At 68.7% G+C, this 13,268-nt stretch carries 12 protein-coding genes and 1 tRNA gene; 1 reads left to right on the top strand and 12 read right to left on the bottom strand.

Going from position 1 to position 13,268, the window contains the following annotated elements; translation table 11 throughout:
- Window positions 1–31 precede the first annotated feature (31 nt).
- The 5 genes from OHA40_RS20645 to OHA40_RS20625 form a co-directional block, all read right to left on the bottom strand.
- Window positions 32–478, bottom strand: a complete 447-nt coding sequence (locus OHA40_RS20645) for a hypothetical protein (protein WP_330228537.1) — start codon at window positions 476–478, stop codon at window positions 32–34.
- Window positions 479–839: 361 nt separating this feature from the next.
- Window positions 840–913 (bottom strand) — tRNA-Leu (locus tag OHA40_RS20640).
- Between the two features lie 240 nt (window positions 914–1,153).
- On the bottom strand, window positions 1,154–2,071 hold the full coding sequence (locus tag OHA40_RS20635) for a ribonuclease Z (protein WP_330228536.1): 918 nt from the start codon (window positions 2,069–2,071) through the stop codon (window positions 1,154–1,156).
- 436 nt (window positions 2,072–2,507) lie between these two features.
- Window positions 2,508–4,016: an amino acid permease gene (locus OHA40_RS20630; RefSeq protein WP_330228535.1), complete on the bottom strand. Its 1,509-nt coding sequence runs from the start codon at window positions 4,014–4,016 to the stop codon at window positions 2,508–2,510.
- A gap of 53 nt (window positions 4,017–4,069) precedes the next feature.
- Complete coding sequence (locus OHA40_RS20625; RefSeq protein ID WP_330228534.1) at window positions 4,070–5,536, bottom strand: peptide MFS transporter; 1,467 nt, start codon at window positions 5,534–5,536, stop codon at window positions 4,070–4,072.
- A 173-nt stretch (window positions 5,537–5,709) separates the two neighbouring features.
- On the opposite strand from OHA40_RS20625, the gene OHA40_RS20620 reads away from it, so the two are divergent.
- Window positions 5,710–6,183, top strand: a complete 474-nt coding sequence (locus OHA40_RS20620) for an SRPBCC family protein (RefSeq protein WP_330228533.1) — start codon at window positions 5,710–5,712, stop codon at window positions 6,181–6,183.
- Between the two features lie 25 nt (window positions 6,184–6,208).
- Here the strand turns inward: OHA40_RS20620 and OHA40_RS20615 are convergent, their stop codons facing one another.
- The 7 genes from OHA40_RS20615 to OHA40_RS20585 all read right to left on the bottom strand — a co-directional run bounded on the left by OHA40_RS20615 (window position 6,209) and on the right by OHA40_RS20585 (window position 13,231).
- Complete coding sequence (locus OHA40_RS20615; protein ID WP_330228532.1) at window positions 6,209–7,156, bottom strand: Ppx/GppA phosphatase family protein; 948 nt, start codon at window positions 7,154–7,156, stop codon at window positions 6,209–6,211.
- Window positions 7,149–7,688: a DUF501 domain-containing protein gene (locus OHA40_RS20610; RefSeq protein ID WP_330228531.1), complete on the bottom strand. Its 540-nt coding sequence runs from the start codon at window positions 7,686–7,688 to the stop codon at window positions 7,149–7,151. The genes OHA40_RS20615 and OHA40_RS20610 overlap by 8 nt, the downstream gene beginning before the upstream one ends.
- Complete coding sequence (locus OHA40_RS20605) at window positions 7,685–8,287, bottom strand: FtsB family cell division protein (protein ID WP_330228530.1); 603 nt, start codon at window positions 8,285–8,287, stop codon at window positions 7,685–7,687. The genes OHA40_RS20610 and OHA40_RS20605 overlap by 4 nt, the downstream gene beginning before the upstream one ends.
- Window positions 8,288–8,378: 91 nt before the next feature.
- The gene (gene eno, locus OHA40_RS20600; protein ID WP_330228529.1) at window positions 8,379–9,665 is read right to left on the bottom strand and encodes a phosphopyruvate hydratase; all 1,287 of its coding nucleotides are present in this window, start codon (window positions 9,663–9,665) and stop codon (window positions 8,379–8,381) included.
- A 193-nt stretch (window positions 9,666–9,858) separates the two neighbouring features.
- Window positions 9,859–10,581: a lytic transglycosylase domain-containing protein gene (locus OHA40_RS20595; RefSeq protein WP_330234297.1), complete on the bottom strand. Its 723-nt coding sequence runs from the start codon at window positions 10,579–10,581 to the stop codon at window positions 9,859–9,861.
- Window positions 10,582–10,656: 75 nt separating this feature from the next.
- Window positions 10,657–12,342, bottom strand: coding sequence for an ABC transporter ATP-binding protein (locus tag OHA40_RS20590; RefSeq protein ID WP_330228528.1), 1,686 nt, complete (start codon window positions 12,340–12,342; stop codon window positions 10,657–10,659).
- A gap of 61 nt (window positions 12,343–12,403) precedes the next feature.
- Window positions 12,404–13,231, bottom strand: coding sequence for an ABC transporter permease (locus OHA40_RS20585; RefSeq protein ID WP_330228527.1), 828 nt, complete (start codon window positions 13,229–13,231; stop codon window positions 12,404–12,406).
- Window positions 13,232–13,268: the final 37 nt, after the last annotated feature.

Raw genomic sequence — 13,268 nt, 5'->3', positions numbered from 1 at the left:
AGACATACACAATCGGCAAGGCGTCCAGGCTTCACGTGACTGCGCCGCCCACCAGTTCCGGTGCGTGGCGGCGGATTTTGGCCAGCTGTTTGGCGGCCCGATCCGAGGACACTGTCGATAGGATTGGCGCGGCTGACCGCCACATATTCGCCGCGCCGACATAGTCACCGTTGCGCCAGCGCAGCAGGCCGACCTCGGCTGCGCTGATAGCGCGAATCCTAGTATGTGTCTGTGCATCCCAAACTTGATGACTGAAATACAGATAGCGCTCCGCCTCGACCGGGTCACCCAGGGCCCGAAGAGCTTTCGCTGTGTGATGAGCCGCAGACGCCTGAGTAGGGCAAAATAATGCCGCCCATCGCGGCCGGTCGGTTACCGCACTATCGATCCATTGCTCGGCTCGAGCCAGCGCGGCGCGGGCTTCGCGTAAGTTGCCGGTTTCAGCGTGGCAGCGCGCAACCGCGACATCGAACAACACCTCCGTATCCTTGCTGACACGGCCTCTTGCGCACATCGCGGCCTTCTCGGCAAGCGGTACCGCGATATCTGGCCGTAAGTCGGCGCAGCTTGCAGCGAAGGCTCGCAGAGGAAGGATCCACCTGGCGTCGCGAACTCGACCGTGCTCGTCGCAAGGAACTGGAGACCCAGTCCCCCCGGCACCCACAGAACCCGAACGACATGGCCCGCCAACTCGGCTATTCCGATGCCCGCTCGCTCCGCCGCGCCTACCACCGGTGGTCGATCGAGGACTGACGACCAGCCCGCCGCGAGAGGTGGCGGAAGCCATGTGCAACGGTCGAAGATTCCGCCGCCAACGGGTGCACGCAGGAGCCGCCTCGTGCCCCCAGTCGGACTCGAACCGACACTGGGCGGATTTTAAGTCCGCTGCCTCTGCCAATTGGGCTATGGGGGCGTCCGGGACAGCCTACCGAGTCGTACGGGTGTACCGGAATTCCGACAATTCGTCGGGGTGGTGGGGCGTCGGCCGTTGCCGGACCGGTGGGTGGTGCGTGGTGCGACCAGGCGGTAGCGACGGGTGTTTCGGCGCGGTGGTGGCAGGCGTCCCAGAGAACTAGATCGGCGGCGGCGGGCTGGTGTTAGCGTCCACGACCGGACTGGCGCGAGGAATTTCGGCGTGTCGGCTCTCGGCGTGTCAGCGACGGGGCGGCAGTGGAATTCGGGCGAGGTCGGTGGCGATGTGGATCTCGCCGGTGAAGTACTTCGACGCTTCGGCGAGGTGCTCGTCCAGATCGCGGTAGCGCTGGGAGAAGTGGGTGAGAACCAGGGTGCGGACACCGGCGTCGGCCGCGGCTCGGGCCGCCTGGCCCGCGGTGAGGTGGCCGTATTCGGTGGCCAGATGCTCGTCGGCGTCCAGGAAGGTGGCCTCGATGACGAGCATGTCGACGTCGGCGGCGAGTTCCTGGACGCCGCGGCACAGCCGGGTGTCCATGACGAAGGCGAAGCTCTGGCCGGGCCGTGGCTCGCTGATCTCGCCCAGAGTGACGGTGCGCCCGGCGAACTCGACGCTGCCGTGCTGTTGGAGTTCGGAGATGATCGGACCGCGCAGCCCGAGGGCGTGCAGCCGGTCGGGCAGGATGCGCCGGCCGGGCGGCTCGCTGAGCCGGTAGCCGAAGGTGTCGACCGGGTGCGAGAGCTGGACCGCGGTCACCGTGAACGGCGCTCCGGGTACCTCCACGATGCCGGGGCCGACGACCGGGCGCGGCCGGAGCTCGGCGCGGTGATAGTAGGAGGTCGCGTTGACCAGGCGGTCGTAATACGCGGCCCCCGACGCCGGGAACCACACGTCGACCGGATGCGGCACCCGGTCGAGATTGATCCGCTGCACCACTCCGGCCAGCCCGAGACTGTGGTCGCCGTGGAAATGGGTGATGGCGATCCGCGTCAGCCCGGTGACGGAGACGCCGGCATACGTCATCTGGCGCTGGGTCCCCTCGCCCGGGTCGAAGAGGATCGCCTCGTCATCCCACCGGAGGAGATACCCGTTGTGGTTCCGCTGTTTCGTCGGCACCTGGCTAGCGGTCCCGAGAACAACCAACTCACGCTGCGACACCGCGCCAGGCTATCCGCCGGTACCCGACGAGCCGAACGGGGCTTGCAACTAACGCGGCAACCTCGCCTCCGCTCGGCTCGGCGCGGGCCACGGACGAACTCCCTCCTGCTGCGCTTTCATTCAGCTACCTCGGCCTCGGCTCGGCTCGGCGCGGGCCACGGACGAACTTCCTCCTGCTGCGCTTTCACTCGGCTACCTCGGCCTCGGCTCGACCCGGCACATGCTGCGGACGGACCCTCCCGCTGCGCCTTTCATTCGATTGCCTCAGCCTCCGCTCGGCCGCGGACGAACGTCGCCCAGCGGCACCTGCCCACGGCTGCCTCAGCCTCGGCCCGGCCGCGCGGACGAACGTCGCCGAGCCGCACCGCCTTGCGGCTGCCTCAGCCTCCACCCCGCCCAGCGCGGAGCTACCGACGAACTTCGCCCAGCGGCGCCCTCACCCAGCGGAAGCTCTTCCGAGCAGCGAGTGGCGCCGGGAGTAGCCGAAGTAGATGACGAAGCCGATCACCATCCACGCCAGGAACCGCAACCAGGTCTCCACCGACAGATTGAGCATCAGCCACAGGCACGACAGCATCGCGAGGACGGGAACCAGCGGAACCAGTGGGACGCGGAAGCCGCGCGGCAAATCGGGGCGGGTGCGGCGCAGGATGAGCACACCCACCGAGACCAGCACGAACGCGAAGAGCGTCCCGATGTTGACCATCTCCTCCAGCGTGCCGAAGTCCACGAACCCGGCCAGCAGCGCGCACGTCACGCCGACGAGCCCGGTGACGCGGACCGGCGTGCCGTGCTTGCCGGTGTGCGCGAGCTTGCGCGGCACCAGGCCGTCGCGGGCCATCGCGAACAGCACCCGGGTCTGCCCGAGGTACATCACCATCACGACGGTCGTGAGCCCGGCCAGCGCACCGATCGAGATGATGTTCTTCGCCCAGGTCGCGCCATGGATCGCGAAGGCCGTCGCCAACGTGGCGTCGCCGCCGGACAATTCGGTGTACGACACCATGCCGGTGAGCACGATCGACACCGCCACGTACAGGACGGTGACGATGAGCAGCGAGCCGAGGATGCCGCGCGGCACCGCACGCTGCGGGTTCCTGGTCTCCTCGGCCGCCGTGGCGACGACGTCGAAGCCGATGAACGCGAAGAACACCAGGCTGGCCGCCGCGAGCAGGCCGTACCAGCCGAAGTTGCTGTGCCCGGCGCCGGTCAGATAGGAGAACAGCGACTGCCGCAGGCCCTCGCCTCGCTCGCCCGGCTGGGACGGCGGGATGTACGGCGAGAGGTTCGAGGACTTGAAGTAGGTGACGCCGACAACCAGCACGACCGCGATCACGCCCAGCTTGATGGCCACCGCCAGCGCCGACACCCGGGAGGACAACTTGGTGCCCGTCGCGAGCAGCACGCCCAGCACCGCGATGAGCAGTACCGCGCCCCAGTCGAAGGTCACCGAGCCGAAGTGCGCGATCGGCGAAATGCCGCCGCCGAGCACCTCGCCGAGATACTGCGACCAGCCCTTCGCCACTACCGCCGCGGCGAGCGCGAATTCCAGGATCAGGTCCCAGCCGATGATCCAGGCGACGAGTTCACCGAAAGTGGCGTAGGAGTAGGTGTACGCGCTGCCCGCCACGGGAACGGTCGACGCGAACTCGGCATAGCACAGCGCGGTCAAGCCGCAGGCGATCGCGGCGAAGACGAAGGCGAGCGACACGGAGGGACCCGCGACATTGCCCGCGGTGCGGGCGGTGAGCGTGAAGATGCCCGCGCCGACCACCACGGCGACACCGAAGATGGTGAGGTCCCAGGCGGTCAGGTCCTTGCGGAGTTTCGAGTCGGGCTCGTCGGTGTCCCGGATCGACTGCTCGACCGACTTGGTGCGGAACAAGCCGCTCCCACGAGACGAGACATCACCCGCCGTCTCGGCTTGTGGCCTGGGGTTCGTCACGGATTCTCCTTCATCAGCGCTGGTGTGCATCTGTTCTGTACCCCGGCGGCGCGTCAATGCACGCCAGCCATGAACTTGCTGATCCGCGGTGCGACAGCGGCGACGATCAGTCCCGCACACACCACGGCCGTCCCGGTGATACCGAAGTAGGCGAACTCGTGACCGGGGTCATAGAACCGAGCCAAAGTACCCGACATCGACGTTCCAATGCCAATGGAGAAAAAATACAGCGCCATCATCTGGGCTCGGAAAGCTTCCGGTGCCAGCTGGGTGGTAACCGCAAGACCCACCGGTGAGAGCAGCAGTTCGGCGATCGCGAATACGGCCATGATCGCCAGCACGAGCAGTGCGGGCACAGCGCGCCCGGGAGTGCCCGACATGGGCACGAACAACCAGAATGCAATCCCCATGCCGATCACGCCGAGCGCGAATTTCCGCGGCGTACTCGGAGCGCGCTGCCCGAGCTTGGTCCACAGCAGCGCGAACAGCGGCGAGAGCAGGATGACCCACACCGGCTGGACCGAACCGATCCAGCTCGACGGCGCGGTCCAGCCGAAGACGCTCCAGTTCATCCGTTCGTCGGAGTAGACCGCCAGCACCGTGAAGATCTGCTTGAACAGCGAAAAGAACACGGCGTTGGCGATGAACAACGGGAGGAACGCGCGCACCCGGCTGCGCTCGAATGGGGTGACCTTGGCGCTGGTGAGCAACACGGCGAAGTACGCGACCGAAGCGGCGACAATGACCCCGGTCGTCACTTCGGGCAGGTTGTCCAACGTGACCAGGCCGGTCACCCACACGACCACGACGAGCAGCACGGCTCCGGCCAGCGCGGCGACCAGCGGCCGGATGGCATTGTGCGGGAGCGGGTTGGGTACCTCACGACCGTGCGTGCCGAGGTTGCGGCGGAACGCCATGTACTGGGTGAGGCCGAACGCCATACCGATCGCCGCCACGCCGAAGCCGTAGTGGAAGCCGAGGTGGGTTTGCAGCAAACCGGTGAGCAGCGGGCCGCTGAACGCACCGAGATTGATGCCCAGATAGAACAGTGTGAAGCCGCCCGCGGCGCGCGCGTCACCCTTCGGATAGAGGGTGCCGAGCAGCGACGAGGCGTTGGCCTTCAGCCCGCCGCTGCCGAGCGCGACCAGCAGCAGACCGACCCCCACACCGGACAATCCCGGCAGCACGGCGAGTGCGATGTGCCCGGCCATGACCACGACGCCGCCGTAGAACAGGGTCCGCTCCATGCCGAGCAGCCGGTCGGCGATCCACCCGCCGAGCACGGTGGACAGATAGACCAGGCCGCCGTAGGCGCCGACGATGCCGATGGCGGTGTCCTTGGCCAGTCCCAGGCCACCGTCGGTGGCCGAGTAGTACAGGTAGTACCCCAGGATGGTGACCATCCCGTAGAACGAGAAACGCTCCCAGAGCTCGACACCGAACAGGTTGGCCAGCCCGATCGGGTGGCCGAACAGGGTCCGGGTCGCTCCTGATTCGTGCGATGTTGCCGCTTCAACCATCTTCAGACCATCACATGTGAGCGAGCGATCCGGAGAGATTCGTTTGTTCTGTTCAGGAACAAATTGGGTTCGCCGCCCGGGTAGTGGTTTGCTCCCCGCACGGTGGGGCACCCCGTTACCAGCAGGCAAACCAGCGTGATCCCCCCGACCCGCACCCAGAAAGCATTGTGCTGATGGTTCACGTGGAAATGACCGTGCCGACCACACCCGAGCAGGTCTTCGACGTCCTGGCCGACGGCTGGCTGTTCTCGGCGTGGGTGGTCGGCGCGACGCACATCCGCGACGTCGACGACGACTGGCCCGCCATCGGCGCCCAACTGCACTACAGCGCCGGCGTATGGCCGTTCACCGTGGACGACATCACCCAGGTGGTGTCGGTGGATCCGCCGCACATGATCGAACTGGAGGCAAAGCTTCGGCCGCTCGGCTCCGCGTGGATCCGCCTGGAACTCGTCGAGACTCCGCTCAGCGAAACCGAGATCCGCATGTACGAGCACTCGAAAAACGGGGTGGGCGCCCTGATACCCACCATGGTCCAGGAACTACTGCTGGTGCCGCGCAACAAGGAATCGCTGTCCAGGCTCGCCGACATCGCCGTCGGCAAGGCGCGTCGCGCCGCGGCTCGCGCCGAAGTGGGTTCGGTATAGGGCCGCCCGCACATCCGACGAGTCGTCAGGCGATCGACAGGGCAATGCCGTCGAGAATGTCGTGTTCGCTGACCACCAGCTCGGAAATGCCCGCGCGGCGGGACAATTCCTCCGCCAGTACCTCGGTGATGACCGCGCCGCCGCCGATCACATCGACCCGGCCCGGGTGCATCGGGCCGAGCGCGGCACGTTGATCGTGGTCCATGGCGATCAGCCTGGCGCAGACGTCGTGCACCTGGCCCAGGCTGAGCCGGGTCAGGTGGACCTTCTCCGAGTCGTATTCCGGGAGGTCGAGCGCTACCGCCGCGAGGGTGGTCATGGTTCCGGCCACGCCGACCCAGGTGTGCGCCCCTTCCACGGGGACATGGGTGAACGCCTCCCCGAGCCGTTCGGCGGCGAAGGTGCGGGCAGCCGCGATCTGTTCGGCGGTCGGCGGATTGCCCGCCAGGCAGCGCTCGGTGATCCGGACGCAGCCGATATCCGCGGAGTAGGCGGCGCGCACCCCCGCGCTGTCCCCGAACACCAGCTCGGTCGATCCGCCGCCCAGATCTACCACCACGAAAGGCCCTGCCGCGCTGGACAACTCGCCGATCGCGCCGCCGAACGACAGGCGCGCCTCTTCGTCGCCGGTGATCACCTCGGCTTCGGCGCCCGCCACTACGGTGCCGAGTTCGGCGCGTGCCATGGCGAAGAAGTCTTCCCGGTTGGCGGCGTCCCTGGTGGCGGAGGTCGCCACCATGCGCACACGGCTGACGCCCGCCTCGCGCATCAGCGCCACGTAATCGGCCAGCGCGGCGCGGGTGCGTTCGATCGCCTCCGGGGCGAGCGAGCCGGTGGCGTCGACACCTTGACCGAGCCGGACGATGCGCATCTCCCGGTGCACGTCGGCCAGGCGTCCGTCGCCGAGCACGTCGGCGATCAGCAGTCGGATGGAGTTCGTGCCGCAGTCCACAGCGGCTACCCGGTCACTCATTGCTGCCTCCAGTCTCTCGCGCGCGGACGGGCTGATACCTCGGCCAGTCGACCGGAATCGCCGTACCCCGCAGGCCGTGCTCGGCAGCCAGCGCCACCGCCTCGTCGCCGAGCGGGTTCACCCCGGGCCCCTTGGCCAGCGCGTGCGCGATCAGCACATGCAGACACTTGACCCGCTCGGGCATGCCGCCGCCGGTGAAATCGGTGCCCAGCGACTCGATCTCGTCGCGCTCGGCCAAATAGCTCACGTGGGCGGCGCGATAGGCGGCGGCCAATTCCGCGTCGGCACCGAGCCGTTCGGTCATCTCGCGCATCACGCCAGCGGATTCCTGCCTGCTCGCCTCCGCCGTGAGCCGGGGATCGGTCAGGTAGTAGAGCGTCGGGAAGGGGGTGCCGTCCGGCAGGCGCGGCGAAGTCTTCACCACGGCCGGGATCCCGTCCGGGGTGCGATAGGCGACGGCCAGCACGCCACGCGGCGCACGGCCCAGCTGCTCGGCGATGATCGCGAGATCCTGGTCGGTGGGTGCGGTCACCTAGGTCCTTCCGGTGCTTGCGGCGGCGTGGCCGCGGGCGTCGGCGGCGGCTCGGAAATACTGCGCCACAATCCGGTGTACCACGGGTCCGGTTCCCTGGCCTTGGTGGGCGCAGGCGGCGGTGCGGGCGCCTCGATGCCGGGCACCTGCACGATGTAGGGCGTCTCCCCCGGCATCACCAGACGAAGCCGATCCCGCGCCTCGGTACGGATATAAGCCGGATCTTGTTGCTGGGCACGACGATCGCGCAACCGGGCCAGATCCGCCTCCAACTCCTCGCGCTGCTGCGCCAGCTGCGCCGCCTCGGCGCGCTGGGTGAAATACGTGCGCATCGGCACGGCGAGAGTGAGCGCGAGCGCGAACACCACCATCGCGAGGATCACCGCTTTGCCGGTGGACAGCCCGAGGATGGTGTGGTCGTGCCGGCCGGCGGAGGAATTCGGTTCGCGCTGGCGCGGGCCCGGCTTCTTCTCGGCGGAATCCGACCGTCGGCGGCCGCGCTTGGCCGCGGAGTCGGCCGGGCGTGATCCAGCGGCACGCGACGTGCGGCGGTCCCCGCGTCCGGCCGGACTGGTCCCACGCGCACGTCGCTCCGTCATGTCATGCCTTTGCGTCTAATCTGCGGTGCTCCCGGGGCCCTGCGTGGTTACGCAAGCTACCTCCTCCGGGCCCGTCGCTCGCACCGCGGTGTCAGCTTTCGAACGCGAACCGCGGGAACGCGACGTCACCGGCGTAGCGCGCCGAATCACCGAGCGCGTCCTCGATGCGCAGCAGCTGGTTGTACTTGGCGACGCGCTCGCTGCGCGCGGGGGCGCCGGTCTTGATCTGGCCGCTGCCCACCGCCACCGCCAGGTCGGCGATGGTGGTGTCCTCGGTCTCGCCGGACCGGTGCGACATCATGGTCTTGTACCCGTTGCGGTGCGCCAGCTCCACCGCGTCCAAGGTCTCGGTGAGCGTGCCGATCTGGTTCACCTTCACCAGCAGCGCGTTGGCGGCGCCCTTGGCGATGCCCTCTTCCAGGCGCTCCGGGTTGGTGACAAACAGATCGTCGCCGACGAGCTGGATCTTGTCGCCGATCTGGTCGGTCAGGGTCACCCAGCCGTCCCAGTCGTCCTCCGACAGCGGGTCCTCGATGGACACCAGCGGGTAACCGGCCAGCAGCTCGGCGTAGAACTGCGCCATCTCCTCGGCCGACCGCACGACGCCCTCGAACTTGTAACCGCTGCCCGAGGTGTAGAACTCGGTGGCCGCGACGTCCAGCGCGAGCGCCACGTCGTTGCCCAGCTTCAGACCGGTCTTGGCGATGGCCTCGCTGATCAGGTCCAGTGCCGCCTTGGTGCCCGCCACGTCGGGCGCGAAACCGCCCTCGTCGCCGAGGCCGGTGGCCAGGCCCTTGGACTTCAATACCGACTTGAGCGCGTGGTACACCTCCGTGCCCCAGCGCAGCGACTCCTTGAAGGTCGGCGCGCCGATCGGGGCGACCATGAACTCCTGGACGTCGACGCCGGTGTCGGCGTGCGCGCCGCCGTTGAGGATGTTCATCATCGGGACGGGCAGCACATGCGCGTTCGGGCCACCGAGGTAGCGGAACAGCTCGAGCCCCGAGGACTCGGCCGCCGCGCGGGCCACCGCCAGCGAGACACCGAGCAGGGCGTTGGCGCCGAGGCGGGACTTGTCCTGGGTGCCATCCAGGTCCAGCAGCACCTGGTCGACGGTGCGCTGCTCGACGGCGTCCAAGCCGATGACGGCGGGCGCGATCTCGTCGAGCACACCCTCGACTGCCTTGCGCACCCCCTTGCCGCCGTAGCGCTCGCCGCCGTCACGCAGTTCGACGGCCTCGTGCTCGCCGGTGGACGCACCGGAAGGCACGGCCGCCCGGGTCAGGGTGCCGTCGTCGAGAGCGATCTCGACCTCGACAGTGGGGTTACCGCGCGAATCCAGGATCTCGCGAGCTCCGACCTGTTCGATGATGGCCACGAAAACGACACTCCTTCGGCTGCTGACACGGTAGGTCTTACGGGATGGGCCGTGCGCTGCGAGCCTATCGTCCTCGCGGCGGGGCGGGTAACCGGCACTCCGGGGAACCTGCGGTGCGAGCGACGGGCCCGGAGGTGGAAGCTTGCGTAGCCACGGAGGGCCTGCGGGAGCACCGCGAATCGGATGCCGCCGATCACACGCGGCGCCCGACGCTGTAGCCAGCGGCCCGATCGCGCACCGTGAGCAGGTATCCGTGCGACTGGTTGTAGGTGAGCAAGGCCCGTTGCCAGCCGTGCTCGGAGGTGAGATCGCCGCCGCTGGCGCACAGGTACCGCGCGGCGGTGAGCGCCGCGTCATCGATGCTCTGCGGGTCGGCGACGGCGTCTCCGTTGGCGTCGACGCCCCAGCGCTTCCAGGTCTCCGGAATGAACTGCAGCGGGCCGACGGCGCGGTCGTGGACGGGGTCGCCGTCGAGCGCGCCGCGGTCGGTGTCCTTGATCAGGGCGACGCCGGGTGAGCCGTCCAGTGGGATGCCGATGATCGGCGGGTGGACCGCGCCGTCGTCGCCGATCGCGGACCCCCGGTGGCCGCCGTGCTTGCTCTCCACGCTGGCGATGCCTGCGAGCGTCGTCCATGCGATGCCGCAGTCGGGACGGGCCCTGGTCATCACGGCCGCCGCGTAGCCGTACGCCTCCAGCGCGATCGACGGGATGCCCAGCCGGTCCGCCTGCTCGTCGGCCCAGCCGCGCAACTGAAGGGCGGTGCGTCCGGGGGCGTCCAGATCGATAACGGGCAGCGGAGTGCCAGGGCCGGGCGGAATGCCCTCCGGGATCGGTGTGCGGTCGATCCCGCAACCGGCAAGCCCGAGGATCACCACGGCGGCGGCCAAGGCGCCGGTCTTCTTCACCCCTCCCATCATCCAGATGACGAAGTGTGCTAGCGGCTATCCGGTGATCGAGACCACTGCGTGTCGGGTGCGCCGCAGCACCGATCAGACGAGCAGCTCGCTGGTCGCGGTGTGTCTCGGCGCGGCGAGAACCGTTCTGGTGTAGCCGGATTCGACGATGCGCCCGTGATCGAGGACGAGCAGTCGCGGACAGTACTCGTCGACCAGGGCCATGTCGTGGGTGATGACCAGCAGGGCGGTGCCGCTCTCGGCGCGAATACGGTCCAGCAGGGCCATGATCGCGGCCGCGGTGGCGTGGTCGAGCGCGGAGGTGATCTCGTCGCACAGCAGCACGGCGGGTTCGGCGGCGAGGGCCCTGGCCAGCGCGACACGCTGGCGTTGGCCGCCGGACAGCTCATGGGGATAGCGCGCGGCCAGATCAGCGGACAGCTCGACCGAAGCGAGCAGTTCGGCGATGCGCCGCGGGAGGTCCCGTCTCGGGACGCGCCCGATCCGGCGCAGCGGGCGGCCGAGCGTTTGCGCCACGGTCCGCCGGGGGTTCAGTGCCGATCTAGGGTTTTGCGTGACCAGCTGAATACCACCCGGGCCGTAGCGGATCCGCCTGCCCACGCCCACGGTGATCGGCTTGCCGCGCAGTTCGAGCGAACCGGTCGCGCCGTGGTGCAAACCCGCGACTACGCGCGCCAGCGTGGTCTTACCCGCACCGGAAGCGCCGACCACGGCGAGCGCCGCACCCGCATCGAGCGCGAGATCGATGCCTGCGAGCACCTGGTTACCATCGACCGATGCGCTGATTCCTCGTGCGCGCAAGACGATGTCGAGTACCGGTTGGTCATCCGACCCGGAATCGGACGAAGGCTGGTGCCCATTCCCCGTGCCCTCGACCCGCCCCTCCGGGACCGCGCTGACGTGATCTTCCGGCGACGTGATGTCCCGGCGTGCGACCGCGCCCGCACCATCGCGGGCGTCCAGATCAGCAGCGTCGAGCAGTACCGCGGGCGCGGTACCCGATGCTTGCCGCGATGCCACGGCGACCGCGCCGGAAGTCTTTGTCGGCGTGCCGTTTCCGTTTCGAAGCGGCTGCGCCGGACGAACCGGCACAAGCGTCGGGTGGACCGCGCCGAGTTCGACGACATCGTCGGCGATCGAGTGCACGAGGGCGGTGTCGTGGCCGGAGAGCAGGATCGCCGCCGATCGTTCGCGGGCGAGTTCGACGAGCCGACCGGCGATATCGGTGCGTAACGCGCCGTGTAGTCCGGCGAGCGGTTCGTCGAGCACCAGCACGCCGGTCCGGCGGACCAGCGCCCTGGCGAGGGCGACGCGGCGCTGCTGGCCGCCGGAGAGTTCGCCGGGGCGGCGGTGCAGGTACTCCGGCGACAGGCCGACCAGCGCGAGAGCGTCGGTCAGCGTGGCCTTGGACGCGTTCGGCGCCACCTCGCGCAGCAAGGCGCGCACCCGCAGCAGCGGGTTCAGCGCCGAACCGGGATCTTGCCCGACGAAGGCGATGTGCTGCCGCCGAAAACGCTGCAGCGCGTCCTGCTTCAGCGTGAGCACGTCGCGCCCGGCGACAGATGCCGAACCCGTGGCCCGCGCCGCGGCGGACGGCAAGTGCCCGAGCAGCGCCCGCATCAGGGTGGTCTTGCCCGACCCCGACGGACCGGTCAGCGCGGTGACCGTGCCCGCCGGTATCCGGAAAGTGGTGGGACCGGCCAACTCCTGCCCGTTCGAACCGAGCACGGTCAGGCCGTCGACCAGCACAGGATCGCTCATCGCCGCACCGCCGCACCGGTACGTACGTTCCCGACACTCCTGGTTTCGGTCGTGACGGCGTTCATTCCCGCTCCCCTCGTCCGAATGCCGACACCGCCAGGTTCACGCTCACCGCGACGATCGCGATCGCCAGGCTCGGCGCGAGTACGGCCCAGGGATTGAGCAGCATGCCGGAGGCGTTGTCGCGCACCATGACCGCCCAGTTGCTCGCGCCCAGCGTGGTGGGCAGATGCAGGAACGACGCGGTGCTGACGAGATAGACCCCCGCCACGAAACGCAGACCGAGCTGGGTCGTCAGCACTTCTCGCAAATTCGGGATCACCTCCCGGAAGACCAGATACGGCAGCGACTCGCCCGCGGCCTGCGCGCTTTCCACGAATCCGGACGCGGCGACACCCGCGGCTGCCGCCGTGAAGATCCGTGCGCAGTACGGAGCACCGAACAGCAGCGCCAACACGATCAGTCCGAAGCTGCCCGCGTCCGGCCACGAGGTCAGCACGAGCAGGATGCCGAGCACCGCGGGCAACAGGATGAAGAAGTCGGTGCCGAGTTCGATCACCGCGCCGATCCGTGGGCGCAGCGCAGCCACCGCGCCGAGCACACACGCCGACCCGGTCACCGCCACCGCGATGACCGCCGACAGCAGCAGCAAACCCCAACCGCCGTAGAGCAATTGACTGAACACGTCGCGGCCGAGCCGGTCGGTGCCGAGCGGCGCGCCGTCGCCGGGATCGCCGAACGGGATTCCGATCGCCTCCTCGGCAGGATGCGGCGCGAGCGTCGGCCCCAAGAGCGCAAGCACGGTGACCGCCACGGCTGGCGCGACGGTCAGCAAGCCGAGCCGTCGCGGCACCGGACGCGCTATGTCGATCGAACCGAGACCGATCATCAGCTCACCTCCCCGGACATGGATGCCCCGGACTCGA

This window comes from Nocardia sp. NBC_00508 (genome assembly GCF_036346875.1).
GTDB lineage: Bacteria > Actinomycetota > Actinomycetes > Mycobacteriales > Mycobacteriaceae > Nocardia.
This window is presented reverse-complemented; position numbering and strand designations above follow the sequence as displayed.